Here is a 25180-nt window from a genome sequence, read left to right on the forward strand (position 1 = left end):
GTTACTCAAGGAGGTATGGTGAATGGATCAGAAAAAAACAGGTCAGTTTTTGAAAACATTGCGTAAAGAAAAGAACATAACGCAAGAAGTGCTGGCAGAAGCTTTAAATGTATCCAGCAGAACAGTATCCAGATGGGAAACAGGAGTTTCCCAAACAAAAGGATATTAAGGAATAACCTGTGTTTACCTGCTTGCGAATAAAAAAATATTGTCACTAAACCAGAGATACTACATAAGTGTGTTGGTATCTCTTTTTCGTTGTCTTGAAACAACGGACTATTTCATCTCTGCTTGATTATCCTAAACTTATCGGGCTATGATTTGTCAAGGGCTTGTTGCGTAAGCAATGCTAAGCACCCTTTACAAATTATGGACGGATAAGTAGCTTTTCAAAAGCAGAAAAAATAGTAATCTTAAGATTTTGAAGCATTGTTGCAGGTATTGGAAAATGGTATAATGTAGATACAGAGAAACATATAAATTAGAATTTATTAAAAAGTTTGGAGAAGAAAATGATTAAAAGAATATGGACATTTAAAAGAATTATATTAGCAATAATTATATTTATGTGTACTATAATTTTTGCAATCTCATTGCAAAAAAGTATTATGGGAACAGATAAATTACAAAGAGATTTTGGAGTCGCATTTTTTTTCATTGTTGTGCTTATTTGTTTCCTTTACCTTTTATATAAACTATTAATACCTAAAAGTTTTAGGTGTATGACAGTAGTAAAAAAATATTTATCTTTCAGAGAATTGAAAAATCGAATTAATAATGAATCGTTTTCAAAAGTCGTTATTGACGAGAAGAAATCTGGAAAGATTGAAATATATTATTCCTCTAAATGGATTTATGCTGATGAAGTTTATATACCAAGAAAATTAGTTTTGGATTTGATAGAAGAACGCAAATCTTTATATTCATCATTTGAAAAATTATCAATAGCAACAAAAAATGGAGAAAATATTGTATTTGCCATAATTGATATTGAAGAAGCAGAAAAAATCATAAATTCTTTGCAAGAAATTTTTGAAGAGTTTACATTGGATTTTAATAATATGAGAAAAATTCAAAATAGAATTTTAAGAAAAGAAATAAAGCAAGAATTTTATAAACGGGTTATAAATAAAGAAGACTTTTTGAAAGAAAGCGGTTTGTAGAGCATGTTAAAATAGGAGTTTCATAGTGAATTTTAAAATTATGACTATTAAATTTTGTAACAATGCTTTATAGATAAATTTGAATTTGAGGAGAATTGTGACTATGATAGAGTTGAATACATTCAAAAAATTATTGGAAGAAAATGAAGAATGTTTGCCATTACTAACGCTTGATGAATTTTTCAATGGAAATACAGAGGAAGATTCTATTGCTCCGAACCAATGGGGATTTGGGCGACCGACGCTTTCTGAAATATGGGATATGCTACAAAAGATTGAGTTAATGCCTAACATAGCGTGGGTGCGTGTTGCTCTGCACGATGATACAGAAATCGGAGAAAACAATGGGGCAGAAGAATTAGCTCTTGCAGGAGATACAATCGTGATTTGCACAACCATTTTACCTACGGAATTAGAAAAATTAGTAAATTGCGAATGGCTATGCTCTGACGGAGTAATCACAATAAAGGTGTCTGAATTAAATAATTATTCGTGTGTACCACCAATTCCAGAAAACTTTAATTGTTTGGAAATCGTGTGGGACTAATCTACAACTTACAGTTTATGCAGTAAATAGATTTAAAATCTCACAAACCGACAGAGTGATCCAGACACGGTGGCGGAAGTCCCCAGACTTTCCGTCGCTGTGGCTGGTTCACTTTGGCGGTTGGGCGAGCTTTAGCGAGCCTTATAAGCCCCCGTTATCTAACAAGGGGGGCACAAAAAACAAGAGTCAATATACATTAACAAGCGGAAAACGCTGTATTTACAAGGCGAAACCGCATTTTACATGGTGTGATATAAATTATGCCATTATCACTTGGAAAAATTGAATAAGACATAGGACAGACAGTTGATTTCAAACAAGAAGTTGATTGTCTTTTTCTTTTGCAGAAATGTAAGTATTGGCAATTATCAATATACAGTAGTAGTTGCCTTAATTGCTGTAGCTCAGTGTTCAACGCTGATGGTGTGAAAGATTTACGGTTGGAGATGTTCAATAAGATTATTGGTGCTTAATTATTTTTATTGTGGTGCTGATATGAGAATGTTATAATGTGGATATGAAAAAAACAAAAAATTAGAAGTTGTTATAAGAGAGGATAAACTTAAATGTTGATTTTAGGAATTATTATCATTATTGTCAGTTTATACTTGTTGTATCTAAAATATAGAGTTGTTTTTACTGGCGAAAAATGTAAAGGAAAAATAATAGGTATTGTAGACCAAAACGCTGGGTATACAGTTGGTGGAGTTTTTGTAAAAAAGCACGCTTATATTATAAAAATTAAGAATAAAAAGTATTATACGGCACACGGTTGTATCCTTTTATCACTAGGAAAAAGAAAAATTGGAAAAGAAATATTTGTATTTAAGAATGAAAAGTATGGAAAAGAGGTTTTTAAGTGTTTTGATTTTCGTATAGAAATTGTAACTTTTTTGACGTTTTTATCAGGTGTGTTTCTGATTTATGAGAGCTTGCAATAAAGGTAAACAACTTCATATCCGTACGCACAAGCAGTTAGTCTTAGGATTGACTGCTTTTTCTATACAGATTTTTATTAACAGGCAATTATCAGTAAATGGTGGTTGCCTTTTTTGATTGGAGGAATTTAAAAATGAATGATAAAAAATTTATTGAAGAATTAAGACAAAAGCGTGAGGAATACGGAGTACCACAAACAAGGCTTGCCGTTGCTTGTGGTATCAGCCGTGAATATTACAACCGCATTGAAAAAGGAAAACAGCCATTGAATGATGAATTAAAAGAAGTCATAGAAAAACAGATTGAGCGTTTCAATCCACAAGAACCACTATTCCTGTTGATTGATTACTTTCGTGTCCGCTTTCCTACTACGGACGCATTGGCAATTATCCGTGATGTATTACAACTAAAAGCCGATTATATGCTTTATGAAGATTTTGGAAAATACGGATATGAAAGTAAATATGTTTTAGGCGACATCAATATCATGTGTTCCATGCAAGAGCATTTAGGTGTTTTATTGGAACTGAAAGGCAGAGGTTGTCGTCAAATGGAAAGTTATCTATTGGCACAAGAACGTTCATGGTATGATTTCATGCTTGATTGTTTAACGGCAGGTGGTAAGATGAAACGTCTTGATTTAGCAATCAATGATAAAGCAGGAATATTAGATATTCCAAAATTAAAGGAAAAATACAAGGCTGGCGAATGTATCTCCTACTTCCGTAAGCAGAAAGATTACAGCGGTACGGAAAAATGTGGTAACGATCTACCAAAGAACACAGGCGAAACCTTATATCTCGGTTCAACAAGCAGTGAATTATATATGTGTGCTTATCAGAAGAATTATGAGCAGCATGTCAAGAATTGCATAGAAGTTGAAGATACGGAGATTAAGAACCGTTTTGAAATACGCATGAAAAATGAACGAGCCTATTATGCAGTTGTAGATTTACTGACCTATCGGGACGCTGAACGCACCGCTTTCTCTATCATCAATCATTATGTCCGCTTTGTTGACAGAGAGGACGACAAGCCAAAAAGTCAATGGAAAACAAATGATGATTGGGCGTGGTTTGTAGGGGAAAACAGAGAACCGATACGATTAACTACAAAGCCAGAACCTTACACGTTGCAGAAAGCATTGCATTGGTTACAAAGACAGGTTGCACCAACGATAAAAATGGTACAGGCATTGGACAAAGAAAATCATACAACGATACTGAAAGATATGATTGAGCAGGCAGAACTCAAAGACAAGCATAAACATTTATTGCAGTTAGAAAAATCAACCATAGAAGAACGCATAGATATTGCTGTTCCAAATAGCGTTGATGTTTAATTCATTTTTTACCTTAAATATAAAGTGTTGTTTAGATGAAGTCAGATTGCTATATTCCCTATTTATTCGAAAGACAATTTACATTTTGTATGTTATAATAATAAAAATTTCAAATACAAAGGAGATATATATGAAAAAAATATATGCTAAAGGATATCTTAAGCTTTCAGTACTGGGATTATGTGTTGGAATGTTTATTATGCTATATGGAATTTATGGTATTATAAATTATACGAAGGGAGCCGAATTGCTTTGCATATTTAGTAGTGGGCTGATAATTCTAATCTTATACAAAGTACTAAAAATTTTTCCTAATACTTGGATAAAATATAATACAGATATAATTACTATTAGTCAAATTTTCAAAGAACATGAAAATGGTAAAATGCAAAAGAAAGAGAAGACATTGAATGTGAAAAACATCAACAAATATGGTTTTTCTTTTGAATTGTTACAAAAAAATATAGAGTATACACATTGTAAAGATGGTGCACTTGGAATTGATTTGGAAATAGTTATTTTAATGAAAAATAATGAAAAATTTTCAGTAGACTTAATGTATTACACAAAAAAGCAAAGTAAATTACTACTCCAACATATATACACAAATACAGGTATATTTCCAACTGGTAGTTTAAATAACTACTTATAATACGTAAATATACATAGACAGTTAATCTTTAATAGATTAACTGTTTTTTTTACCGCTATTCCACAAGAGAATGACGGTATTTTTTAATTTCTTTGAAAAATCTGCAACAAAACATTAACTAGCGTGCAGATATGGTGCAAGAAAAGGAAATCTAACTTTTTTTCAAAACTACTCATTAAATCGAGGGTTGCTGTCCCTATATGGAGTGAAAGAAGATTTTAGAAATCTGCAACAAAACAAGGTGTTTATTCCCTATATGGAGTGGAAGTCGAGAAAATCTAAAAAATCTTTTCATTCTCAACTTAACATTTGGCAGTTGCTGTTCCCTATATGGAGCAAAGAAAATCTTTCATTCCATAGTTGGCAATAACGGTGTTGCATGGGTAGTTAGGGTGTGAAAAGAAATTTTTTCATCAGCAACTTAGCAGAATGACACTTTCTTTCCCTATATGGTACAGGAAAAGAAAAAAGTTTTGAATATTGGTTACGCTTCGGCTCTTTTCCAACGCGGTATATAGGAAAGACGATTTTCTTCTTTCATGTTCTTTGACAACTGAATAAAGCAATTCAATACGTTTGACAGACAGCAAGCTGTTGAAACAGATACGCCATGACCTTTTCCCTGCAAAAGCGAGCGACAACTTATTTGTGTTCCTGTAAAAGACTTGTCCTCTTTTATCGCCATGACCTGTTCTGTCTGATAATGATACTCCCGTACAGCCACAGCTTGAGCGTTAAGAGCGTCGCACGCAATGGGTACGGCTACATAAGAACTATGCAGAGGTGGAACTCCTGTGGGCTATGACAAAAGCCGTTGAATTGCTTACATAAGATTTTTACAGAAAGGGGGGTATGTGTTATTGATAATGCTGTAAAAACAATTCAAAAGAAAAATGGCAAGTGTGGCATTGGCAACAGAGGAAAGACAAAGATTGTAGTAAAAGAGCATTTTTCCGAAAAGGGAAAGACAATGGAAGAACTTTTAACTGATGTCATGCTGGAAAAAGCAAAGCAGACAATCGCATAAAATCAGTGCAGTTGTAAGAAATAGATTGAATGGCAAAAAGTACCCGTGTTATACTTTACTTGCAAGCAGGTATTGTAAACACGGGTTAGTTATAAAGGAGGATAACTGGCAATGAAACAACAGATTTACAATACTGCACTTTATCTTAGGTTAAGCCGAGATGATGAATTACAGGGCGAAAGTTCCAGCATTACCACACAAAGAAGTATGTTGCGTCTATATGCAAAAGAACATCATTTGAATGTCATTGATGAATATATTGATGACGGCTGGTCGGGAACAAATTTTGACAGACCGAGTTTTCAAAGAATGATTGAGGATATAGAGGTAGGAAAAATCAACTGTGTTGTAACAAAAGACTTATCACGACTTGGCAGAAATTATATTATGACAGGACAATATACAGAATTGTATTTTCCCAGCCATAATGTCCGTTACATAGCGATTGATGACGGTGTAGACAGCGAAAAGGGCGAAAGTGAGATTGCACCATTTAAGAACATCATCAATGAATGGGTGGCAAGAGATACGAGCCGTAAAGTGAAATCAGCCTTTAAGACAAAATTTGCAGAGGGTGCGTATTATGGGGCTTATGCTCCGTTAGGATATAAGAAACACCCCGACATCAAAGGGAAACTGTTGGTTGATGAGGAAACAAAATGGATTGTTGAAAAAATCTTCTCTCTAGCCTATCAAGGTTACGGTAGTGCAAAAATCACAAAGATACTGCGAGAAGAAAAAGTCCCGACAGCGTCTTGGCTGAATTTTACAAGGTATGGTACTTTTGCACATATCTTTGAGGGAGAGCCCGAAAGCAAGCGTTATGAGTGGACGATCGCTCATGTTAAAGCAATATTAAAAAGTGAAGTCTATATAGGAAACAGCGTTCATAATCGACAATCAACCGTTTCTTTCAAAAGCAAGAAGAAAGTACGAAAACCCGAAAGTGAATGGTTTCGAGTAGAAAACACGCATGAACCGATTATTGACAAGGAAGTGTTCTATCGTGTGCAGGAACAGATAAAATCAAGGCGTAGACAGACAAAGGAAAAGGCAACGCCGATATTTGCAGGGCTTGTCAAGTGTGCGGATTGTGGCTGGTCTATGAGGTTTGCGACAAATAAGGCGAATAAAACACCGTATAGTTATTATTCTTGCAGTTTCTACGGACAGTTTGGCAAAGGCTATTGTTCTATGCACTATATTCGCTATGATGTGCTGTATCAAGCTGTATTGGAGCGATTGCAGTATTGGGCTAAGGCAGTACAGCAGGACGAAGAAAAGGTGTTGAACAAAATACAGAAAGTCGGCAATGCAGAGCGAATACGGGAAAAGAAGAAAAAGGCAAATGCCTTGAGGAAAGCCGAGAACCGACAAAATGAGATTGACCGTTTGTTTGCGAAAATGTATGAAGATAGAGCTTGTGAGAAGATAACAGAACGAAACTTCATTATGCTGTCGGGGAAATATCAAAAGGAACAGATAGAACTGGAACAGCAGATAACCAACCTAAGAGAAGAATTAAGTAAAATGGAACAGGATATGATAGGTGCTGAAAAGTGGATTGAGTTAATCAAGGAGTATTCCGTACCAAAGGAACTGACAGCACCGTTATTAAACGCAATGATAGAAAAAATCCTCATTCACGAAGCAACAACGAATGAGGAGAACGAAAGAATACAGGAAATAGAGATATACTACCGATTTATTGGAAAAGTAGACTGATAATGAGGGTTCATATCTTTAACTAAGGGAAAGCGGAAGCAATATGCCGGATATCAGTTTACTTGTTGAATTAGCAGAGTTCTATCAAGTTAGTATACCTGAAATCATTGACGGAGAAAGGAAAAGTGAGAAAGTGAAGCAGGAAACAAAAGATACTGCAATAAAAATGGCAGAATACAGTAAAAATGAGCTTAATACAGAGAAAATAAAAATAATAAGCGTTTTTCTCATGACATTTGGGGTATTTATTATGATATCTTCTTTTGCAGTCTTTCCAAATGAAAGTAGTTGGGGAAGCATTTATGCGATAATTGGCGGAATGATACTAACTGCAGGAATTTATTTTAGAATAAAACCCGTGTTGCTGAAAAGAAGCTCACGAATATTATGCATTGCCGGATGCGCTGTTGTGTTATTTGGAATATTTACAGTTTCAGATTATATTGCAGTTTCACAATTTCATCAGGTTCCCCGGTTCAGCTATGAGAAATCCTATGGAGAAAATATAGTCGAACACAAAACATTATTTTATACAGTTATTCAAAAAAATCCGGGAACCGAAAATGAAAACGTAGAAATTGAAAAATGATTTCATACCGATTTCAGTTAGGCTGGTAAAAGTTATGTTATAGAAGAAAATGACAGGATACCTAGTGAATATATAATAAGGAAAACGGCTTAAAAATTGAGACATAAGCGGGGGAAAGTTTTGAGAATAGAAATCAGAAACTTGCGAAAAAAGGACTATAAAAAAGCGATACAATTTGCAATTACAGGGATGCATTTTGACTGGTATTTAAATAATAAATTTTTGCTCAATGCGTATGGACGGTATTTTTGGTATCTTGAACTGAACCGCGCGACACAGATTTTTGCGGCCTATGTAAATGGCAAATTTGCAACGTGCTTTGCCATACGATCGCTTATTAAAATGACGCAATTGCACATATTATACCTGCGAAGATTAAAAATACTCCTGCTAGGCGGTACAACATGAGTGCCAGATCCGAAGGTTCTGCGTTTTTATACCACCAACCACGAAAGAGATACCATACGCTTCTTGCTCCAAAAAAGTTCCACGCTCCAACGCCAATTAGTGCTAATGCAAGAAGTATGGATGGTGAACCGTTATTACTGGTTCCTCGTGCATTGTCCATTACCCCCTCGATACTATAATTGAGGGAGAACAGGTCAATATAGCCTTTGTTTTTTCTTTCAATCGAATTATACTCTGCCGGCGTGGCAAATCCTCCGTTAATTTCTGTTTGGGAAAATACATATCCATCGGGGTAGTTAACTGTAAAAACAATGCTATTTCCGGAAACTCCATACTCAAATGTATACGTTCCGTTTTCCGAAGTAATTGTTCCGGCAGATAAGTTGTTTTGATCCAATGTGATAGTCAGAGATTGTCCATCAATTTCCACTACCTCTGAATAAGGAGCTGATTTCGCAGTATTGCAATTACATGCACCTAAAACAAGCGCTAAAAGCATCACGACTATCAGAACGCATTTGCGTTTTATGTTTGCCATATTGATGTCCCTCCTCCACGTTCTAAACGGCTGCCCTTGAATTTTGCAACCTCAGTTAAATCCCATTTCAGTTCTTACGCAACGGTGTCGTTAAAGTCCGCCAGTTTGAATGGTTAATTCCACTATCCAGCCCCTTTTTTATTATGGTTTCATTTTATCACAATTCCGGTAGCGTGGAAATAGGGGGATTATCAGGTGATTTCCGGCCTTGTGGATATGCGGGACGGACGGTCATTTCGGTGTAGACTTAGGTTAGTCCATCATTGATAACACGCCCACGTTTATGATACAATTTCTATAGAGTAAAAGTATTGTAAACGTGGGGTTTTTCTTTAGAAAGGAGGAAAAACCGATGTCAAACTATCTGAATTATCAGGAAGAGAGCACGAACATCGTAAAAAGCAGAAAGAAACTGTCAATGATAATTTTAGCTGGCGTATATCTTGGGATCTGGGCGGTTTCGCTGATTTCATTCTGGTTGTTCGGCAGCGGATCGGATGCGCTGGGGTACAGTATTATGTATCTGTGGATACTGCTCCCGGTAACTACATTTATTCTTTCGCTGATCATCGGAAAGAACGATTATTGGGGACAGAAAAAATGGCTTATTGCCCTCGGATTTGGACTGATGTATATGCTTGCGGAATATGGGACATTCAGTGCGGCCAATATGATTACGTTTCAAAAAATCAATCTGCCGGAATTTATTATGATACCAATAGGTACAATGGTTTCTCTGATTGGAATGGGAATCGGCACGAGGATTCGTCGTTGTGCATGGTCAAATTAAAAAGAAGAGATGAAAGAAACGCAATAAGCGGGGTTACAGAAGATGCAACTGCCAGTTGACACATTGAAAAGCACCGATTGGTAGCATGCAACTGCAAAAAAATCTAAAATCAGGCTATAAAAAATAATGCATGGGAGGATAAGATATGATTTTTGCAGACAAATTGGTCCGGCTTCGTAAAAAGGCGGGATGGTCACAGGAAGAACTGGCAGAACAGATGAATGTATCGAGACAATCCGTTTCAAAATGGGAAGGTGCCCAGTCGGTCCCTGATCTGGAGAAAATGATACGTTTGTCAAAACTTTTTGGAGTCACTACAGATTACTTATTAAAAGACGAGATCGAAGAGGCGGGGGCGATTCTTACTGATATGGAAGAAACATCAGTAAGAAATGTGTCCATGGAAGAGGCCAATGCGTTTCTTTCGGTAAAAGCAGAAACTTCAAAGACGATTGCCGGGGCTACATTTTTATGTATTCTTTCACCGGTGTGCCTCCTTCTGTTAGGAGCTGCCAGTGAAAACGCCAGCCTGAATGTATCGGAGAATACAGCAGGCGGTATCGGAATGATTGTCATGTTGGTTATGGTTGCAATTGCTGTGGCAATATTCATACACAGCGGCAGCAAAACGGCACCGTACGAATATCTGGAAAAGGAAGTATTTGAGACAGAGTACGGCGTGACCGGGATGGTAAAAGAACGTAGAGACCACTTTAAAAGTGATTATGTGAGAAGCAATATGATCGGTGCATGTCTTTGCGTAACGGCTTTGATCCCGTTGTTTGACGGTGTAGTTATTAATGAAGACAACGACCTGCTTATGGCTTTGATGCTTTGTATTTCATTTGTAATCGCCGGAATTGGTGTTGTTTTCTTCATCACAGTCGGGATTATTTGGGAAAGCTTTAAAAAACTGCTTCAGGAAGGAGATTACACAAGAACGAAGAAAGAGCATCGTTCTTTCCAATCAGTAATTACAACCGTATACTGGTTGGTCGCAACAGCAATTTATCTGTCATTTAGTCTTCCGACAGAAAGCTGGAAAGAAGGATGGATTGTCTGGGTGATAGCTGCCGTATTATTCCCGGCGGTGATCGCCATTGCGAATGCAATAGAGAACAATAGGAGAAAATAGATGCAAAGGGAGAGCAGACAAATCAGGATCTGCTCTCTTTTTTCACGTAAGGGATATGACAGGAAGAATGGCGGGTGATATAATAAAGAAAAAATGACTGTCAGATGAGATGAGGGGGAGGAAGAGAAGGATGAGTTGGGAAAACTATGAAAATGCAATGGAATTGGCTAAAAATGCAGATTTTATACGACTGCATCTGGAAAAACGACAGCAGAAATTCAAAATGCTGAAAAACTGCTGGGTGTAAAATTTTCTAATCAGTTTTGGGATTTTAATGCGAAATATGGTTACTTGTCTTTCTATGGAAATGAGATTTTCGGCGCAGATCCTGATCATCTTGATGAGATGGAGGGGAACCGTGTATTGTGATGATGGAATATAATGGAGTGGAATATATCCACATTGAAACGTTGGCAGAGGATTTCGGTGATTTCGTTCTGAAATTAGTAAAGGAAGAACTGGATCGTTAGAGCCGCCTTGCAGGTGAACAGGGGATTGCACAGTTAAAAACATGATGGAGAGCGGATCTTCATAAATTATTTGGAAATCATTAAAGGGAAACCAAATACTTTTTGCTATTTTTAATACAAAAAGAAAGGTGGAATCAGAATGAAATCCAAAAAATTTACTATGGGACTGCTGATATTTTATTTAATTGTTTTGACATGGATCATCATTTTTAAGTTACAGTTTTCCTTTGAAAATTTGCCGCACATAAGAAATATAAACTTAATTCCATTTGGCGAATCTGTCATTATAAACGGGAAAATGGACTTCGGCGAAATTATTCAAAATGCGTTGGCATTTATACCTTTTGGCGTATTGATGCATGTGCTTTGGGAAGAAAAGCCCCTGATAAAGCAGATGGCACCTGTTGTTGCAGTAAGCCTTTTATATGAAATCATTCAATTCCTTTTTGCTGTCGGAGCAACGGATATTACAGATGTGATCGCAAATTCCCTGGGAGGAATGATCGGAATTATTATTGCAGTCTTTATTTCGAAACTGTCAGCAAAACACTGGATAAAAATAATTAATATAGTCAGCATCAGTTGCGCAATCGTCTTAACTGCGTTTATAGCGATGCTGATTTTGGCCAATATGTAATTTGGTTTAAATAAGTTTTTCTATAATCACTACTTATGAATAGAGTCAATCATATATTACGGGAGGTACAGTATGACTAATCAAGAAGTGCAGTTCATTGCAAAACAGACAATGGATTATATCAAGAACGTCATAACGCCTGGAATGAAGCTGACGCAAGTAAGGAAAATGTGTGAAGAGAAAATGCTGGAACTGGGTGCGTACTCTTTTTGGTATTGGGATATTGGAGCATTCATTTTTTCGGGCGATGAAACAACAAAATCTGTTTCAGGAAAAGAATATGAGACGGCTGACAAATATATAGAAGAGAATGATATAGTGACCATTGATCTGAGCCCTCAGCGTAATCATATTTGGGGAGACTATGCCAGAACAATCATCATTGAAAAAGGCAAAGTCATTGAATCATTGGATGCTGTTCAAAATGAGGAATGGAGAAAAGGTCTGGCTCTGGAGCAGATGCTTCATCAGGAACTCATAGACTTCGTAAACGATGCCACAACATTTGAAGAACTATATTATCATATGAACAGAAAGATTGCTCAAGCGCACTTTATCAACCTTGATTTTCTGGGAAATTTAGGTCACTCGATTGAGAAAAAAAGTGAAGATCGGATATACATAGAAAAAGGTAATCAGACGAAACTGATTGATAAAGAATACTTCACTTTTGAGCCGCATATCGCAAAACAGGATTCCATGTTCGGCTATAAGTGGGAAAATATTTATTATTTTGAAGATGGAAAACTGAAGGCATTGTAATATTAATAAACTTGTTTCCATTTTCCGGGGAGAAGAATTTATGAAATTATCAGATGTTTCTTCGGGACCTGACTGGCTGATCTGGATTTTGATTATAGTGCTTTTCGCAATATCGGTTACACTGCTTTCCGGGCATGGAAGCTGGATGATTGCAGGATATAATACAGCGACAAAAGAGGAAAAAGCAAAATATTATGAGAAGAGACTGTGCAGAACAATGGGAGGTGGGATGGCAGTGATCACGGTTCTCCTGTTTGTGATGGGCATGTATGAAGAGAAGCTGCCTGTAGAATTTGCCTATGTTGCAATCGGAATCATTTGCGTCGACGTTTTTGTTATTATGGTTCTTTCAAGTACCATTTGTAAAAAGAGATCATAAGAACAAATGCATAATATGTTGCTCTTCTATCTGGAAAGCGGATAAATAAAGTGACAAAAAATAATCTGGTGTTATAATATATAAAAATAGTTCTGTAAATTTAAAAATATCAAACTAAATATTGGAGATTGGAGGAATGGTTATGGATAATCTTATGTATTTAATTGTAATGTGGATAGCAGCAATACTATTTATTATCATTGGTATCTATGCAATGAACAGAAAAAAACCGATGTGGCTTTGGTCCGGTTCCCCAATTTCTGAATCTGATATCAATGATGTGAAAGCGTATAATCGAGCAATAGGGAAGATGTGGTGTGTATTTTCTATACCTATGTTTGTGGGTGGAATTGTGGAATTTATTTTACCAATTTCTTCGATTTTAATTTTACTGCTGACTTGTACTGTGGGTATCGGTTTCGTTGTTTGGTATTATCATAAAATAGAAGAAAAATACTTTGTGAAATAGTAAATGGAAAGTTGGATCAGAGAAGGTATGACAGATGAAACTTGGAATTATATTAAGCATACTGGCTTTTCAGCATTTCACTGGAGCATTCCTGATCTAAAACCATAAACGCCGCCGTATGGGAACACCATAGTGGCGGTTTTTCTTTTTGGTTTCTCTCCTGTTCAGATGGAAGGAAATCAATGACAGAATATTTACCGGATGGTATAATAATTAATAGAACGCTGGGATTGGGAGTAGGATCGGGTGTCCGATCAGAATCCGCAATTCCACGTAAATTCTCCAAACAAGAGGTCGTGTTTTGAGCGGAAAAAGGATATTCTTCCATTAAGATTGATAGAAAATGGAGGTAGATCGGATGAATCAACTTACTACAGGAAAATTTCTGGCACGAAAAAGGAAAGAGAAAAATCTGACGCAGGAGCAGCTGGCAGAGAAGATCGGTGTATCGAATAAAACGATTTCAAAATGGGAGACCGGTAAATGTATGCCGGATTATGCTGTTGTAAAAAGCTTATGCGAGGAACTGGAAATCACAGTCGCGGAGCTGATGGATGGAGAAGAAGCAGAAGAGAAAAGTGTTCGTTCCTATGATGAAGATCAGATTATGGATCTGCTAAGGCGGACACAGGAGTTGGAGAAACAGCAAAAGCTGTTATATGGGATTCTGCTGATTGTAATGGGAATTGCCCTGCAGGCCTGTTCCTATACGTTGGGAGGAACCGATATAAAAGACTTTCTCTCCGGGATTCTCCTGGGATTAGCCGTGGGAGAGATGCTGGTTGGGGTTTACATGCTTGGCAGAACCATTGCCGGGCATTAAAAATGATATTTAAGGAGGGGGCTCATGGGAATTTCAATACACTCTTGTATCAATGATTAAAATACAGGAGAAGATTAAAAAATGGAAAAAAATTTACTGGATACAGATATTGGTGGAGATATCGATGATGCGATATGCCTTGCCTACTTATTGAAAGAGCCGCAGTGTGATCTGATTGGGATCACAACGGTCTGTGGTGAGCCGGAAAAACGGGCGGCGGTTGCTGACGCAGTCTGCAGGACTGTGGGGAAAGAGATCCCGATCGTGACAGGGCTTGACAGTACGATGCAGCCGATTCCGGTCTATCCGACGCCGGACGGTGCGGAAGCGTTGAAATGATTTGTTCTGCGTTCGCAAAAAGTGATGGATCAGACTTTTGCGTATCTGGGGTCAAAAGAGAAAGCCTTGAATCCGGAGGAATATGTACTGCTTCAAATCGGGCAGGAGAAAACCGAACAGCAGATGCTCCGCACTGCAGAGCAGTGGGCCGGACAGAACATAAAAAAAGAAGAATAGAAACATTATAAGGGAGCGGACAGTCTGGTCTGCTCTCTTGCTTTCTGTTGTAAAAAGAGGATGTTTATCTGCATGATGGATGGTATAATAGTGAATATAAATCAGAAAAGGAAATCCAAATTTATAAAGAACAGGAGATAAAAGCGATGCAGCATGAATGTAAAATTACAGTATTAGAAACAAAAGTATTTCCTGAGTATCAGGAGAAGTATCTTGCTGATCCGAAATCAGGACCTTGCCCGTTTTTCAAGAAAGGGGATACATTTGTCTTAAAAAGAACAAATGAACAGGATGATTTCTATCATCTGATGAACGGAAAATTTTGTGGTGAAGCATGGGATGCGATCAGCAGATATGTGTATACCGCATTACAGGGAGGCTCCATTATGCGCAACTGGACAAATGATGACAGAATGATGATTGCCTGCTGTAACGACGGTACAAGACCGGTGATCTTCAAGATCGAAAGAATTGACATTCCGGAAACGGAAGAAGAAAAGGAATGGCTTGAAAAACAGAATTTCAAAAATGATGCCAGCGATGCCTACACAGGCTGATTGGAAAAGGAGGCCCGCTTATGGAAGAAGCTGTGATTCAAAAAGCAATTCAGTATATTAAAGAGTATTTTGCTGATGACTACAGTGGACATGATTACTGGCATTCGTTTAGGGTCTATAAACTGGCAGAAGAAATTGCCAGGAAAGAGCAGGCGAATCTTTTTATTGTCCGCCTTGCGGCACTTTTGCATGATGTAGATGACAGAAAAATATCTCCCGATACTTATGAAAGAAAGGAAAACGCAGTTTCTTTTATGAAACAATGTGGCATAGATGACAGAATTATTTCTGATGTCTGTACCATCATTGAAGATGTTTCTTATGAGGGAAATTCCGTGACACCACAGAGTTTGGAAGGAAAGTGTGTGCAGGATGCAGACAGAATTGATGCTATCGGGGCAATCGGTATTGCACGTGCCTTTTCCTATGGCGGAAATCATAATAGAGCCATGTATGATCCTGAGATAGAACCGTCTCTGAATATGACAAGAGACGAATACAGAAAGCATATCTCAACAACCATAAACCATTTTTATGAGAAGCTTTTTCGCTTAAAAGAGCTTTTGAATACCTCGACTGCAAAAGAAATTGCAGAGCACCGGGACAGGTTTATGCATGAGTATGTAGATGAATTCCTCCTTGAGTGGGTGGGAAAACGGTAACAGGGAAAAGTTTATTTATACAGAAAGAGGGAAGAAGATGTATACAGAATTTGATACAGCATATGGATTATTTGAAGGCATGTTTGCTATTGTTTTTATTCTGGTGATTGGATCATTTGTTGTCATGGCAGTAAAAGGACTTAGCACCTGGAATAAAAATAACAACTCTCCTAGACTGACAGTGTCGGCTGTTGTGGTCGCAAAACGTTCTGATGTGTCTTATCATCATCATGCAAATGTAAACCATACCGCTCATGTTGCTTCCAACACGATCTATTACGTCACTTTTCAAGTGGAGAGCGGAGACAGGATGGAGTTTTCGGTCAGCGGAAGCGAATATGGAATGCTGGTGGAAAGGGATCAGGGGAAGCTCTCTTTTCAGGGAACAAGATATCTATCTTTCCAAAGAGAAGGACAGCAGGAAGAATAATAAAAAATAGAACTGGAAGAAAAGATGCGGAACAGTGGCAGAAGTGAAGGAGGGAAAATCTGTGAAGAATAAAAAATCCGATGATAATAAAGAGAATAATAAACTCGCCATTGGACTTTGTCTTGGACTTTCATTTGGTCTGTTATTCGACAATCTGGCATTAGGGTTATGCCTGGGTGTAGCGTTTGGATGTATGCCGGATTTTAAAGGGAAAGGGAAGAAATAGATGAACTGAAAGGCGGATTATTATCATGCATGGAATGATTATTCTTGGCCCGGCAGGATCGGGAAAAACAACGTTGGGCAAGTTTGTTGCTGACAAAATGGAGATTGCTTTTCTGGATATTGATGAATATATTTGGCGGAATGATACGGAAAAGCCATATTCGGTCATGTATTCAAAAGAGGAAAAAATCAGTAATCTTATGGAAGCGGTACAAAAAGCGAAGGAATTTGTTATGGCCGGTTCCATGAGCAGTTTTCATGAGTACTTCGATCCCATGTTTCTTCTGGCAGTTTACCTGACCGCAGATGCAAAAGTCCGTGTAAAACGTATTCATGAAAGAGAACAAAAAGAGTTTGGTGACCGGATTCTGCCTGGCGGAGATATGTACGAGGAACATCAACAGTTCCTGAATGACGCAGCAAATTATGACGGGAATGCGGCATCCTGTAACAAAAGCCAGCATGAGTTATGGCTGAATCAGATAGGGTGTCCGGTGCTGAAATTCAATGGAGAAGATTCACTGGAAAAGAATGCAAAAGTAATTATAGAAACATATCGGCGTCTGTCTTCGGAGAAAAAAGAGCGCTCGTTATGATTTTAAAGAGGATAGATCAGATTCAGAAAATGGGAGGAAGAAAGTGATGCAGATCAGAATTGCAAATGAAAAGGATGTGGAGCAGTTAAGGAAGCTATACCTGGAATTAGAGACCGACGGTGTAAAATATCAGCCAGAGCATTTTGTTGTGGGTTATCGGAGCGACGAATTTTTTCAGGGAATCTTTGAGAGTGAGAAGCAGGATATTCTTGTGGCAGAAGAAGCAGGAAAAGTGCTTGGATTTTCTCATCTCATGATTCTGAAACAAAAAGAGGTGGCGTGTTTGAAACCACAGACCGCCGTATACATACAGGACTTGGACGTGCTGGAGAGTGAAAGAAATAAAGGGATCGGAACGCTTCTCATGAATGCAAGTAAGGAATATGGGAAAAAACATGGAGCAGATTTTATCAGAACGCAGGTTTTCCCGCAAAATACTGATGGCATGAGATTTTATGAAAGAAACGGTTTTTGTGAAATGATGAAAACGATCGAGTGCCAGTTTTGATGACCCTTTATTACAACTATCATTTTAATAACAACTGTGATCGATCTGAGCATAGATATATGAAAAATAGTGGCAGCTGGGAATGCCAACAGGCAGCTTACAGAAGGGGATGTAAAATGGAAAGAGAGTTTTTCCTGATTTATTTGTGCCAGCGGAACATTCAGTTTGGAGGAGATTGAAAACCGCCTGAAGAGTGAGATAGAACGTAACAGTATCTACCATGTTCAGTATTGGCCGATCTTTGAGCTCGCATCGAAGGAACTGATTGGATGCTGCGGTTTGAGGCCCTATAAGGAAAAGACATATGAAATTGGCTTCCATTTACGTCCAAAGTTCTGGGGGCAGGGGTTTGCAACGGAAGCGGCGACGGCAGTGATGGAGTATGCGTGCACCAGCCTTGGAGCGGAAAGATTGTTTGCGGGACATCATCCGGATAACAAAGCCTCCCAAAAAGTTCTTGGAAAACTTGGCTTTCAATATACCGGGGATGAATTTTATGAACCAACCGGATTATATCATCCTTCTTATGAATGGAAAAAGCAAGCCTGGTGGCTGTGTGAAAATTGCTGAAGGGGAAGTGTATCATGAAGGGATTTGAAAGAAAGGATCAGCTACTATCTCTTTGCGGTCTGAATTGCGGACTGTGTTCCATGCGCCTGGGAGGACATTGTGGCGGCTGCGGAAATGGAAACCAGTCCTGCAAAATTGCAAGGTGTAGTCTGGAACATGGCGGTCTGGAATACTGCTTTGAATGCAAAGAATATCCGTGCGGAATATATGAACAAATAGAAGCGTTTGACTCATTTATTACTCATAGGAATCAGAAATCTGATTTGAATAAGGCTAAGAGAATCGGCATTCATGCGTATCATTGTGAGCAGAGAGAAAAAATAGAAATATTGGAGTATTTGCTGACAAATTATAACGATGGGCGGAAAAAGAGTATGTTTTGCCTTGCAGTGAACCTGATGGGTCTGTCTGATCTTCGTGAAGCGGTGAAGCAGATTCAACAGATGAATGGTTCAGAGAAACGCCCGATAAAAGAGAAAAGTGCTTATGCTGCAAAGATTTTGCAAAGTATTGCCAAACAGAGAAACATTAAGCTGAAACTGAATAAAAAGAAAAAAATATAGTTGAACTAGGGAGGGGACAGTATGGGATTCTGGATTTTTATGTTTCTGATGACTCTGTGGATACCTCTTACCATGATTGGGTTTGGAAGATATTTTCAGAAAAAGGCGCCGAAAGAGATCAATGCGGCGTTTGGCTATCGTACAAAGCGGTCTATGAAAAACAGAGATACATGGACATTTGCCCACAACTATTTTGGAAAACTCTGGTATATTTGCGGAAGTATATTACTGCTACCTTCCATTCTTGTCATGCTGTTCGTAATTGGAAAATCAGAAGATACAATTGGAACAGCCGGAGGGATTCTCTGTGTGATCCAGATGATTTTTCTGGTGGAACCGATCTGGCCGACGGAAAGGGCGCTGAAGAATATGTTTGATAAGAACGGGAACAGAAAGCAGGAGGGATAAGGATGGTGAAAATCAGATACGCGGAATACTCCGATAAAGAATATTGGTTTAGTGTTGACCAGCATATGCCGGAATCGGAATTTGAATATAAAGTGCAGACAAAGAGGGCCTATATTCTATGCTTGAACGATAAACCGACCGGACTTTTAAGATATAATCTGTTCTGGGACAATACGCCGTTTTGTACGCTTCTTTTTATCGAAGAAGAATATCAGAGAAAAGGATATGGAAAACAGCTGATGGAGTACTGGGAGCAGGATATGAAACGGCAGGGATATGGCATGCTGCTTACATCTACACAGGTGGACGAAACGGCACAGCACTTTTACCGGAAACTTGGATACAAAGACTGTGGAGGGTTTGTGATTGATATTCCTGCCTATGCACAGCCGATGGAGCTGTTTCTGATCAAGGAAATTTAGACAGGATGGGCCCCTAAAAAGGAGAGCAAAAGTGTATGGACAAAATACTGGATGTAAATGAAAAAACATATGAAGTGATCAAACTTCTGGGAAAAGGTAAAGGCGGATATTCCTACCTGGCATCAGACGGGAAACAGGAAGTAGTGGTAAAACAGATTCATCATGAGCCGTGTTCCTATTATAGGTTTGGCGATAAACTGGAAGCGGAGATTAGGGACTATAAGCGGTTGAAGGAAATTGGAATAACGATTCCTGAAATGCTGGATGTTGACAGAGAGAAAGAGAGAATTGTAAAAGAATATATTGCCGGAGATACAGTATTTGAAATGGTGAGAAAGGGCTGTCTTCCTGACACTTGTCTGGAACAGGTGAATAAGATGTGCAGGCTTCTCTACAGGGAAGAAATCAATATTGATTATTTCCCGACTAATTTTATCCTGCAGGACGGGATTTTGTACTATGTAGATTACGAATGTAATGCCTATATGGAAGAGTGGAACTTTGAAAACTGGGGAATCAGGTACTGGTCAAAAACACCGGAATTTATCAGGTATGTAGAAGAACAGGAAAAAGTGACCGCTAAGCAGGCAAACTGAAAGGAGAAAGACCATGCTATTTAAGAGAAAAAGATTTGGGATTGTTTTTTTGATCCTGTTGCTTTTGCAGGGATGCAGTAACGGAGGGGATGTAAGTAAAGTACAGATTGATTATGGACAATCTTCGATATATTCGCGGGAAGATATGGATTCTGCAATTCAAAAAATAAAAGAAGAATTCAAAACCTGGAAAGGAGCAAAGCTTCTTTCGGTGTCATATACGGATGATAAACGGGCAGAAGAAGAACTTTCTTATTGTAATGAATTAAAAGATGGTGCGGATTTTAGTGAGTGTATTGTTTTTGAATCTGTTTTTCATTCCCCAAAGAAAGATAGTGGTGCATGGAATCCGGATCAGGATTATACAGGATGGCAATGGTATCTGGCAAGAAGTGGAAAGGAAGACTGGGAATTACTCACATGGGGATACTGATCAATTATATGGCACATGTGAATGGCGGAAAAAGTAAGTCAGATGAAATGAGTATAGATGGAGGCATTTTATGTGTTCAATTTGTGGTTTGGACTGTTGCAAGGAATGCAGCAGAAGAGAAGAATGTGGCGGATGCCAAAAAGTAGACGGACATCCTTTTGGCGGAACATGCATTGCTGCTGAATGTATTAAACGTGGTGGACAGGAAGAGTTTTTGAAGTTAAAAGATACACTGATCTCGGAATTCCATGCATTAGGAATAGAGGGGCTTGAAGTAAAAGAGCTTCATTTATTGAATGGCTTTTTTGTGAATTTGGAATACCCGCTCGCAAATGGTCAGTCTGTAAAATTGCTTGAAGATAAGAAAATCTATTTGGGAAATCAGATCGAAAGGCCTGGTTCGGACCGCTGCTATGGAATTGTCGCGGATGAATCTTATCTGCTTGTATGCGAATACGGCTGCAATGGTACAGATCCTGAAATTATCATATATAAAAAGCGCAATACTGTGTGATGCTTTTGGAATGAATAGTGGGAAATAGGATGGAAAGAGAACATGGATGCAGGATGATATCTGTACCATGTTCTTTTTTGTTCTTAAGCCGGAATTTCTGGTAGGAAAAATAAAGAACAAGTATGAAATCTTTTCCTCCTGGAAATCTTATGAGTAAAAGGATTCAGGAGGCGAATGATGGAATCGATATGGACTCAGACCTGTAATCATCGAGAAAAAAGGCCGGCTTTGGACAGGCAGGTAGAGGCGGATGTGGCTGTAATCGGCGGAGGAATGGCGGGGATTCTGACTGCATGGCAGCTGGAACAGGCCGGAGTCCGTACCGTTGTTCTGGAGGCAGATCAGATCGGTCAGGGACAGACGAAAAATACCACTGCTAAAATTACGGTTCAATTTCCCGGGTATGTATTTTACAAGAATGCATCAGGAGCGCTCCTATGTACTTGCGCTGGAGAATACCGGAAGAATAGAGGGAATGTACATTGGGGACGGAGAAGAGAAGCTTTCATTCCGGCAGTATGATCGTTATCTTCTGCTTGGCGGACAGGGGCACCGGACCGGAGAAAATAAAAGTGGAGGATGCTATCAAAAGCTGAAAGAAGCCGCGCAGGCATATTACCCGGACAGCCGCGTGGCGGCCTGCTGGTCTGCTCAGGATTGTATTACGGCGGACAGTATTCCGTTTATCGGAGCGTATACGTCTGACAGACCCGGATGGCTTGTGGCATCTGGATTTCAGAAATGGGGTATGAGCTCGTCGATGGCATCGGCAATGCTTCTTTGTGACAAGATCTGTAATATCGAAAATCCGTATGCCGAAACCTTTGCTCCATCTAGATTTTCGACAGAAGAGATCCCACAGATAGCAAGAGACAGCGGACACGCAGTGAAAGGACTGGCCAAACGTTTTTTTCATGTGCCGGAAGAAACTGCAAATGTGCTGAAGCGAGGGTACGGGGCCATAGTTGAGACATCTCAGGGGAAGATGGGAGTGTACAAATCAGAGGAAGGGGAAATGTTCAAAGTAGATATTGTCTGCCCGCACCTGGGATGTGAATTGACGTGGAATCCGGATGAACAGTCCTGGGACTGCCCGTGCCACGGTTCCAGGTTTGATGTCAGAGGAAATCTGTTAGACGGTCCGGCACAGGAGGGAATTCAATATGAATAATTATTTTTACGGATGGTATTTTAGGTGTCAGGGAGAAGACGGGAGCATGGCTGTTATTCCGGCTGTACATTTGTCAGAAACAGAAGTATCCTGTTCGATTCAGGTTATTACAAAAAACGAAAGCTATTACAGAACATTTCCGATTCAGGAGTTTCGAATCAACAGGGAAAAAGGAAGCATGAAGATTGGCGAAAACCTGTTTTCCAGAAAAGGAATCCGAATTGTGCGGCAATAGAATTTGGAAGAATATGAGAGCTTGAGAAGAAAATTATTTTATAGTCATTAAGGAACGCTTCGTCGGGGCGTTCCTTTTGTGCTTTTGATTTGGCAAAAAGAAATGACAGTCCGAAGCCTGGATGATATAATATTAGAAACGTCAGTTGATAGTATGATGGATCGGAGGTTGTTTTTTGAAACAGGTAAAAGTATACAAAAAAGAATATGAAAAACTTCCAGTAAGATTTCAAAAGAAACTGGAAAGCGACCTGAACTACCTGATAAATGCGGAAATCCCAGGATTGAAAAACATATATCTTTTTGGAAGCTGCGCCAGAGGGGAAGTTCGAAGCAGCAGTGATATCGACCTCCTGATTGTAACGAAAACTCAGCTCATGGACAGGTCATTAACGGCAGATGTTCGATGGACATTAGATGAGGACTTGGATGGTGTAAGGACAGATGTGGTGTTTACTTATGAAGAAGGATGTCTGTCCAGTCAGGTTTTTCAAAGAGAAGTAGAGAAAGATAAAAAATTGATTTTGGAGGTGATAGAATGATAAAAAATACCTATATAGATATTGCGGAAAATGATTTGCAATATCTGGAATCTGTACTGGAAACAGGGAGTACAGTGAATAAATTAAAAAATCTTGAACTTTAAATCCGGTAGGAAAGCAGGGAGGAGAGATGAAGACCAAAAGAAGAAAAAATGTGGTAATTCTGAGCGGAGTGGACGGCCCTATAAGTATCTTTCTTGCAAGAAAAAGTAGAAAGCTGTCATTGATAGAATGGTTCAAAGACTGGCGAAATCAAAGAAAGCAGAAAAAGATCAAAAAAACAATTACGGTAAATCCGCATAGCATGGAAGAAGTGGTACGATATGCCAAGGCAAAGTATTATGCAGTGGAGTTAACCTCTGACGCAAGGAATTTTATGGAGGAACGCAGGTCGCACAAAGAAGGACTTGTATTACTGAAAAGACCCGATTTGTTAGAAGGATTGCAGAAGGTTCAGAAACCAAAAGAGTATAATGATGAGACAATCGCCAGAATGGAACAACAGATAGAAATAAGATCACAACAGATCGCGGCGCTGCCAGAGGATGAACTACCGATGGATTTCCATTTATATAAAATACGGAAGGGAAATGAAGAAATTGAAATGGCAGTTGATTTTTATTGGAATATCCTGAACATTTCTCATCAGGGCGACCGGAAAACATGGAAACAGGGAGATGAGATCGTCAAAGACCTTTACAGGTATTATAGTGTTACCAGAAAAGATGTGGAAGAGAACTCTGAGCGATATAAAAACTTAGTGACAGTATTAAGCGAATGATTCTCCGAATTTAGCCATAGGAACAGGAAACAGAGGAAAGAGAAGCAAAGGAGGGAAAAGTATGAACTATTATGACGAGGAACTCCAGCGTCTCCAGCAGGAGATGATGGAAAAAGAAAGAGCAGATGCAAAGCTGGCGGATCTTTATAACCAGCAGAATGAGCTGGAGAAGAAGGCGGCAGATCTAAAGAAGATCATGGAAGATGAGCAGGAGGATGTGGACCGGCTGAACCGAAAAAGTCTTACTGCGTTTTTATACCGGGCATCCGGAAAGATGGGAGAAAAGCTTTCGAAGGAAGAAGAGGAGGCCTTTGCGGCTGCTGTAAAATACGATGCTGCCGCAAAGGAGCTGCAGGCTGTCGAAGAAGATATTGCATATTATGAAAAACAGGCATCGGGGCTTCCGGACTGCAAGATTCAATATGAGAGGATGCTTGAGGCGAAAAAGGAAGAGATCAAAGAATCGGGCAATATAGAAGCCGGGAAAATACTGGAAATGGAAAGACAGATTGCCGCTATAGAAAATCGCAGAAAAGAAGTGAAGGAAGCGATCAGCGCCGGGGAAAGAGCACGTTCCATTGCAGAAGAGACGCTGGAAGGTCTGCAAAGTGCTAAAAACTGGGGAATGGTGGATCTCATCGGCGGTGGTATTATGTCGGATGTTATCAAATATGATAAACTGAAATCGGTAAAGGACAGAACAAGTGCGCTCCAAATGGCATTGCGTACGTTCCGGACAGAACTTTCAGATGTTTCAAGCCGGATTGAAGGGCCGCTTCAGGTAGAGGTTGGAGAGTTCCTTCATTTTGCAGACTACTTTTTTGACGGGATTTTTACAGACTGGATGGTCTATGATAAGATCAAAGTGTCAAAGGAACGGGCTGAGCAGACATACAGCCAGATACAGGGTATTTTGGAACAGCTAAGGAAGATGCAGGAACAGCTTCATACGGAAGAGGAACAGAAAAGAAGAGAACTTGAGCAGATTGTGCTGAAAGGATAAAGACTGTGAAAAACTGGTCAGAGTAGAGAAATTCAGAGGAGGTAAGAAGACAGC

General features: G+C 38.9%; 39 protein-coding genes. 38 read left to right on the plus strand and 1 reads right to left on the minus strand.

Going from position 1 to position 25180, the window contains the following annotated elements; translation table 11 throughout:
- Positions 1–22 precede the first annotated feature (22 nt).
- The 9 genes from Selli1_RS04755 to Selli1_RS04795 all read left to right on the plus strand — a co-directional run bounded on the left by Selli1_RS04755 (position 23) and on the right by Selli1_RS04795 (position 7984).
- On the plus strand, positions 23–169 hold the full coding sequence (locus Selli1_RS04755) for a type II toxin-antitoxin system RelB family anti-toxin (protein ID WP_330677490.1): 147 nt from the start codon (positions 23–25) through the stop codon (positions 167–169).
- A gap of 343 nt (positions 170–512) precedes the next feature.
- Positions 513–1163, plus strand: a complete 651-nt coding sequence (locus Selli1_RS04760; protein ID WP_009274511.1) for a hypothetical protein — start codon at positions 513–515, stop codon at positions 1161–1163.
- Positions 1164–1266: 103 nt separating this feature from the next.
- Positions 1267–1710, plus strand: coding sequence for a YfbO family protein (locus tag Selli1_RS04765; RefSeq protein WP_009274512.1), 444 nt, complete (start codon positions 1267–1269; stop codon positions 1708–1710).
- Between the two features lie 566 nt (positions 1711–2276).
- Positions 2277–2651 carry a hypothetical protein gene (locus Selli1_RS04770; RefSeq protein ID WP_104792150.1) on the plus strand — a complete coding sequence of 125 codons (375 nt, stop codon included), beginning with the start codon at positions 2277–2279 and terminating at the stop codon, positions 2649–2651.
- Between the two features lie 131 nt (positions 2652–2782).
- Entirely contained in the window at positions 2783–3991 is a 1209-nt protein-coding gene (locus Selli1_RS04775) for a replication initiation factor domain-containing protein (protein ID WP_009274513.1), read from the plus strand.
- Positions 3992–4121: 130 nt separating this feature from the next.
- Positions 4122–4643 (plus strand): hypothetical protein, encoded by a 522-nt coding sequence (locus Selli1_RS04780; RefSeq protein ID WP_009274514.1) that lies wholly within the window; start codon positions 4122–4124, stop codon positions 4641–4643.
- An 814-nt stretch (positions 4644–5457) separates the two neighbouring features.
- Positions 5458–5670: a hypothetical protein gene (locus tag Selli1_RS04785; RefSeq protein WP_009274516.1), complete on the plus strand. Its 213-nt coding sequence runs from the start codon at positions 5458–5460 to the stop codon at positions 5668–5670.
- A gap of 111 nt (positions 5671–5781) precedes the next feature.
- Positions 5782–7395 (plus strand): recombinase family protein, encoded by a 1614-nt coding sequence (locus tag Selli1_RS04790; RefSeq protein WP_104792151.1) that lies wholly within the window; start codon positions 5782–5784, stop codon positions 7393–7395.
- Positions 7396–7438: 43 nt separating this feature from the next.
- Positions 7439–7984, plus strand: a complete 546-nt coding sequence (locus Selli1_RS04795; protein ID WP_281872412.1) for a transcriptional regulator — start codon at positions 7439–7441, stop codon at positions 7982–7984.
- Between the two features lie 337 nt (positions 7985–8321).
- Here the strand turns inward: Selli1_RS04795 and Selli1_RS04800 are convergent, their stop codons facing one another.
- The gene (locus Selli1_RS04800) at positions 8322–8930 is read right to left on the minus strand and encodes a DUF6199 family natural product biosynthesis protein (protein WP_281846037.1); all 609 of its coding nucleotides are present in this window, start codon (positions 8928–8930) and stop codon (positions 8322–8324) included.
- 352 nt (positions 8931–9282) lie between these two features.
- On the opposite strand from Selli1_RS04800, the gene Selli1_RS04805 reads away from it, so the two are divergent.
- From Selli1_RS04805 to Selli1_RS04935, 29 genes are all read left to right on the plus strand, one after another.
- Positions 9283–9720: a hypothetical protein gene (locus tag Selli1_RS04805; RefSeq protein WP_243097587.1), complete on the plus strand. Its 438-nt coding sequence runs from the start codon at positions 9283–9285 to the stop codon at positions 9718–9720.
- A gap of 145 nt (positions 9721–9865) precedes the next feature.
- Complete coding sequence (locus Selli1_RS04810; RefSeq protein WP_281872413.1) at positions 9866–10855, plus strand: type II toxin-antitoxin system RelB family anti-toxin; 990 nt, start codon at positions 9866–9868, stop codon at positions 10853–10855.
- Positions 10856–11092: 237 nt separating this feature from the next.
- A complete protein-coding gene (locus Selli1_RS18655; protein WP_416389878.1) occupies positions 11093–11224 on the plus strand; it encodes a hypothetical protein in 132 nt (43 codons plus the stop codon).
- 240 nt (positions 11225–11464) lie between these two features.
- Positions 11465–11962, plus strand: a complete 498-nt coding sequence (locus Selli1_RS04815) for a VanZ family protein (RefSeq protein WP_191426809.1) — start codon at positions 11465–11467, stop codon at positions 11960–11962.
- 72 nt (positions 11963–12034) lie between these two features.
- Complete coding sequence (locus Selli1_RS04820) at positions 12035–12724, plus strand: M24 family metallopeptidase (RefSeq protein WP_281872414.1); 690 nt, start codon at positions 12035–12037, stop codon at positions 12722–12724.
- A 40-nt stretch (positions 12725–12764) separates the two neighbouring features.
- Complete coding sequence (locus Selli1_RS04825; RefSeq protein ID WP_087252011.1) at positions 12765–13103, plus strand: DUF3784 domain-containing protein; 339 nt, start codon at positions 12765–12767, stop codon at positions 13101–13103.
- Between the two features lie 142 nt (positions 13104–13245).
- On the plus strand, positions 13246–13572 hold the full coding sequence (locus tag Selli1_RS04830; protein ID WP_087252010.1) for a DUF3784 domain-containing protein: 327 nt from the start codon (positions 13246–13248) through the stop codon (positions 13570–13572).
- A 358-nt stretch (positions 13573–13930) separates the two neighbouring features.
- Positions 13931–14395, plus strand: coding sequence for a helix-turn-helix domain-containing protein (locus Selli1_RS04835; RefSeq protein WP_087252009.1), 465 nt, complete (start codon positions 13931–13933; stop codon positions 14393–14395).
- A gap of 81 nt (positions 14396–14476) precedes the next feature.
- Positions 14477–14734, plus strand: coding sequence for a nucleoside hydrolase (locus Selli1_RS04840; RefSeq protein WP_281872415.1), 258 nt, complete (start codon positions 14477–14479; stop codon positions 14732–14734).
- 24 nt (positions 14735–14758) lie between these two features.
- Positions 14759–14911, plus strand: coding sequence for a hypothetical protein (locus Selli1_RS04845; RefSeq protein ID WP_158099184.1), 153 nt, complete (start codon positions 14759–14761; stop codon positions 14909–14911).
- 146 nt (positions 14912–15057) lie between these two features.
- Positions 15058–15468: a TIGR04076 family protein gene (locus tag Selli1_RS04850; protein ID WP_087252007.1), complete on the plus strand. Its 411-nt coding sequence runs from the start codon at positions 15058–15060 to the stop codon at positions 15466–15468.
- Between the two features lie 20 nt (positions 15469–15488).
- The gene (locus Selli1_RS04855; protein ID WP_087252006.1) at positions 15489–16130 is read left to right on the plus strand and encodes an HD domain-containing protein; all 642 of its coding nucleotides are present in this window, start codon (positions 15489–15491) and stop codon (positions 16128–16130) included.
- Between the two features lie 37 nt (positions 16131–16167).
- Positions 16168–16560 (plus strand): DUF2500 domain-containing protein, encoded by a 393-nt coding sequence (locus Selli1_RS04860; RefSeq protein ID WP_204864391.1) that lies wholly within the window; start codon positions 16168–16170, stop codon positions 16558–16560.
- Positions 16561–16621: 61 nt separating this feature from the next.
- The gene (locus tag Selli1_RS04865; protein WP_204229557.1) at positions 16622–16786 is read left to right on the plus strand and encodes a glycine zipper domain-containing protein; all 165 of its coding nucleotides are present in this window, start codon (positions 16622–16624) and stop codon (positions 16784–16786) included.
- A 25-nt stretch (positions 16787–16811) separates the two neighbouring features.
- Positions 16812–17381, plus strand: a complete 570-nt coding sequence (locus Selli1_RS04870) for an AAA family ATPase (protein WP_281872416.1) — start codon at positions 16812–16814, stop codon at positions 17379–17381.
- 46 nt (positions 17382–17427) lie between these two features.
- Positions 17428–17889, plus strand: a complete 462-nt coding sequence (locus Selli1_RS04875; RefSeq protein ID WP_281872417.1) for a GNAT family N-acetyltransferase — start codon at positions 17428–17430, stop codon at positions 17887–17889.
- A gap of 165 nt (positions 17890–18054) precedes the next feature.
- A complete protein-coding gene (locus Selli1_RS04880; protein ID WP_281872418.1) occupies positions 18055–18459 on the plus strand; it encodes a GNAT family N-acetyltransferase in 405 nt (134 codons plus the stop codon).
- A gap of 14 nt (positions 18460–18473) precedes the next feature.
- Entirely contained in the window at positions 18474–19022 is a 549-nt protein-coding gene (locus Selli1_RS04885; protein WP_281845616.1) for a DUF3795 domain-containing protein, read from the plus strand.
- A 21-nt stretch (positions 19023–19043) separates the two neighbouring features.
- Positions 19044–19430, plus strand: coding sequence for an SdpI family protein (locus Selli1_RS04890; RefSeq protein WP_087167965.1), 387 nt, complete (start codon positions 19044–19046; stop codon positions 19428–19430).
- A 2-nt stretch (positions 19431–19432) separates the two neighbouring features.
- Positions 19433–19852, plus strand: coding sequence for a GNAT family N-acetyltransferase (locus Selli1_RS04895; protein ID WP_138372712.1), 420 nt, complete (start codon positions 19433–19435; stop codon positions 19850–19852).
- A gap of 35 nt (positions 19853–19887) precedes the next feature.
- Positions 19888–20448 (plus strand): BUD32 family EKC/KEOPS complex subunit, encoded by a 561-nt coding sequence (locus Selli1_RS04900; protein ID WP_281845615.1) that lies wholly within the window; start codon positions 19888–19890, stop codon positions 20446–20448.
- Between the two features lie 13 nt (positions 20449–20461).
- Positions 20462–20881, plus strand: coding sequence for a hypothetical protein (locus Selli1_RS04905; RefSeq protein WP_087167962.1), 420 nt, complete (start codon positions 20462–20464; stop codon positions 20879–20881).
- 70 nt (positions 20882–20951) lie between these two features.
- On the plus strand, positions 20952–21395 hold the full coding sequence (locus Selli1_RS04910; RefSeq protein WP_087167961.1) for a hypothetical protein: 444 nt from the start codon (positions 20952–20954) through the stop codon (positions 21393–21395).
- Positions 21396–21572: 177 nt separating this feature from the next.
- The gene (locus Selli1_RS18290; protein ID WP_330677494.1) at positions 21573–21917 is read left to right on the plus strand and encodes an FAD-dependent oxidoreductase; all 345 of its coding nucleotides are present in this window, start codon (positions 21573–21575) and stop codon (positions 21915–21917) included.
- A complete protein-coding gene (locus tag Selli1_RS04915; protein WP_330677495.1) occupies positions 21871–22566 on the plus strand; it encodes an FAD-dependent oxidoreductase in 696 nt (231 codons plus the stop codon). Before Selli1_RS18290 ends, Selli1_RS04915 begins: the two co-directional genes overlap by 47 nt.
- Positions 22559–22801: a hypothetical protein gene (locus Selli1_RS04920; RefSeq protein ID WP_204864385.1), complete on the plus strand. Its 243-nt coding sequence runs from the start codon at positions 22559–22561 to the stop codon at positions 22799–22801. The genes Selli1_RS04915 and Selli1_RS04920 overlap by 8 nt, the downstream gene beginning before the upstream one ends.
- A 175-nt stretch (positions 22802–22976) precedes the next feature.
- On the plus strand, positions 22977–23342 hold the full coding sequence (locus Selli1_RS04925; protein ID WP_281872419.1) for a nucleotidyltransferase family protein: 366 nt from the start codon (positions 22977–22979) through the stop codon (positions 23340–23342).
- 130 nt (positions 23343–23472) lie between these two features.
- Positions 23473–24123, plus strand: coding sequence for a hypothetical protein (locus tag Selli1_RS04930; protein ID WP_281872420.1), 651 nt, complete (start codon positions 23473–23475; stop codon positions 24121–24123).
- 61 nt (positions 24124–24184) lie between these two features.
- Positions 24185–25126 (plus strand): AAA family ATPase, encoded by a 942-nt coding sequence (locus Selli1_RS04935; protein ID WP_281872421.1) that lies wholly within the window; start codon positions 24185–24187, stop codon positions 25124–25126.
- The last annotated feature ends 54 nt before the right edge of the window (positions 25127–25180 follow it).

The sequence above is a fragment of the Sellimonas catena genome (assembly GCF_027924685.1).
In the GTDB taxonomy this organism is placed as follows: Bacteria; Bacillota; Clostridia; order Lachnospirales; family Lachnospiraceae; genus Sellimonas; species Sellimonas catena.

What these genes read in the sequence shown, in the direction of transcription:
- Selli1_RS04755 (WP_330677490.1), top strand. Translation starts at nt 23, where the DNA reads ATGGATCAGAAAAAAACAGGTCAGTTTTTGAAAACATTGCGTAAAGAA.
- Selli1_RS04760 (WP_009274511.1), top strand. Translation starts at nt 513, where the DNA reads ATGATTAAAAGAATATGGACATTTAAAAGAATTATATTAGCAATAATT.
- Selli1_RS04765 (WP_009274512.1), top strand. Translation starts at nt 1,267, where the DNA reads ATGATAGAGTTGAATACATTCAAAAAATTATTGGAAGAAAATGAAGAA.
- Selli1_RS04770 (WP_104792150.1), top strand. Translation starts at nt 2,277, where the DNA reads ATGTTGATTTTAGGAATTATTATCATTATTGTCAGTTTATACTTGTTG.
- Selli1_RS04775 (WP_009274513.1), top strand. Translation starts at nt 2,783, where the DNA reads ATGAATGATAAAAAATTTATTGAAGAATTAAGACAAAAGCGTGAGGAA.
- Selli1_RS04780 (WP_009274514.1), top strand. Translation starts at nt 4,122, where the DNA reads ATGAAAAAAATATATGCTAAAGGATATCTTAAGCTTTCAGTACTGGGA.
- Selli1_RS04790 (WP_104792151.1), top strand. Translation starts at nt 5,782, where the DNA reads ATGAAACAACAGATTTACAATACTGCACTTTATCTTAGGTTAAGCCGA.
- Selli1_RS04795 (WP_281872412.1), top strand. Translation starts at nt 7,439, where the DNA reads ATGCCGGATATCAGTTTACTTGTTGAATTAGCAGAGTTCTATCAAGTT.
- Selli1_RS04800 (WP_281846037.1), bottom strand. Translation starts at nt 8,930, where the DNA reads ATGGCAAACATAAAACGCAAATGCGTTCTGATAGTCGTGATGCTTTTA.
- Selli1_RS04805 (WP_243097587.1), top strand. Translation starts at nt 9,283, where the DNA reads ATGTCAAACTATCTGAATTATCAGGAAGAGAGCACGAACATCGTAAAA.
- Selli1_RS04810 (WP_281872413.1), top strand. Translation starts at nt 9,866, where the DNA reads ATGATTTTTGCAGACAAATTGGTCCGGCTTCGTAAAAAGGCGGGATGG.
- Selli1_RS04815 (WP_191426809.1), top strand. Translation starts at nt 11,465, where the DNA reads ATGAAATCCAAAAAATTTACTATGGGACTGCTGATATTTTATTTAATT.
- Selli1_RS04820 (WP_281872414.1), top strand. Translation starts at nt 12,035, where the DNA reads ATGACTAATCAAGAAGTGCAGTTCATTGCAAAACAGACAATGGATTAT.
- Selli1_RS04825 (WP_087252011.1), top strand. Translation starts at nt 12,765, where the DNA reads ATGAAATTATCAGATGTTTCTTCGGGACCTGACTGGCTGATCTGGATT.
- Selli1_RS04830 (WP_087252010.1), top strand. Translation starts at nt 13,246, where the DNA reads ATGGATAATCTTATGTATTTAATTGTAATGTGGATAGCAGCAATACTA.
- Selli1_RS04835 (WP_087252009.1), top strand. Translation starts at nt 13,931, where the DNA reads ATGAATCAACTTACTACAGGAAAATTTCTGGCACGAAAAAGGAAAGAG.
- Selli1_RS04840 (WP_281872415.1), top strand. Translation starts at nt 14,477, where the DNA reads ATGGAAAAAAATTTACTGGATACAGATATTGGTGGAGATATCGATGAT.
- Selli1_RS04845 (WP_158099184.1), top strand. Translation starts at nt 14,759, where the DNA reads ATGGATCAGACTTTTGCGTATCTGGGGTCAAAAGAGAAAGCCTTGAAT.
- Selli1_RS04850 (WP_087252007.1), top strand. Translation starts at nt 15,058, where the DNA reads ATGCAGCATGAATGTAAAATTACAGTATTAGAAACAAAAGTATTTCCT.
- Selli1_RS04855 (WP_087252006.1), top strand. Translation starts at nt 15,489, where the DNA reads ATGGAAGAAGCTGTGATTCAAAAAGCAATTCAGTATATTAAAGAGTAT.
- Selli1_RS04860 (WP_204864391.1), top strand. Translation starts at nt 16,168, where the DNA reads ATGTATACAGAATTTGATACAGCATATGGATTATTTGAAGGCATGTTT.
- Selli1_RS04870 (WP_281872416.1), top strand. Translation starts at nt 16,812, where the DNA reads ATGCATGGAATGATTATTCTTGGCCCGGCAGGATCGGGAAAAACAACG.
- Selli1_RS04875 (WP_281872417.1), top strand. Translation starts at nt 17,428, where the DNA reads ATGCAGATCAGAATTGCAAATGAAAAGGATGTGGAGCAGTTAAGGAAG.
- Selli1_RS04885 (WP_281845616.1), top strand. Translation starts at nt 18,474, where the DNA reads ATGAAGGGATTTGAAAGAAAGGATCAGCTACTATCTCTTTGCGGTCTG.
- Selli1_RS04890 (WP_087167965.1), top strand. Translation starts at nt 19,044, where the DNA reads ATGGGATTCTGGATTTTTATGTTTCTGATGACTCTGTGGATACCTCTT.
- Selli1_RS04895 (WP_138372712.1), top strand. Translation starts at nt 19,433, where the DNA reads ATGGTGAAAATCAGATACGCGGAATACTCCGATAAAGAATATTGGTTT.
- Selli1_RS04900 (WP_281845615.1), top strand. Translation starts at nt 19,888, where the DNA reads ATGGACAAAATACTGGATGTAAATGAAAAAACATATGAAGTGATCAAA.
- Selli1_RS04905 (WP_087167962.1), top strand. Translation starts at nt 20,462, where the DNA reads ATGCTATTTAAGAGAAAAAGATTTGGGATTGTTTTTTTGATCCTGTTG.
- Selli1_RS04910 (WP_087167961.1), top strand. Translation starts at nt 20,952, where the DNA reads ATGTGTTCAATTTGTGGTTTGGACTGTTGCAAGGAATGCAGCAGAAGA.
- Selli1_RS18290 (WP_330677494.1), top strand. Translation starts at nt 21,573, where the DNA reads ATGGAATCGATATGGACTCAGACCTGTAATCATCGAGAAAAAAGGCCG.
- Selli1_RS04915 (WP_330677495.1), top strand. Translation starts at nt 21,871, where the DNA reads ATGTACATTGGGGACGGAGAAGAGAAGCTTTCATTCCGGCAGTATGAT.
- Selli1_RS04920 (WP_204864385.1), top strand. Translation starts at nt 22,559, where the DNA reads ATGAATAATTATTTTTACGGATGGTATTTTAGGTGTCAGGGAGAAGAC.
- Selli1_RS04930 (WP_281872420.1), top strand. Translation starts at nt 23,473, where the DNA reads ATGAAGACCAAAAGAAGAAAAAATGTGGTAATTCTGAGCGGAGTGGAC.
- Selli1_RS04935 (WP_281872421.1), top strand. Translation starts at nt 24,185, where the DNA reads ATGAACTATTATGACGAGGAACTCCAGCGTCTCCAGCAGGAGATGATG.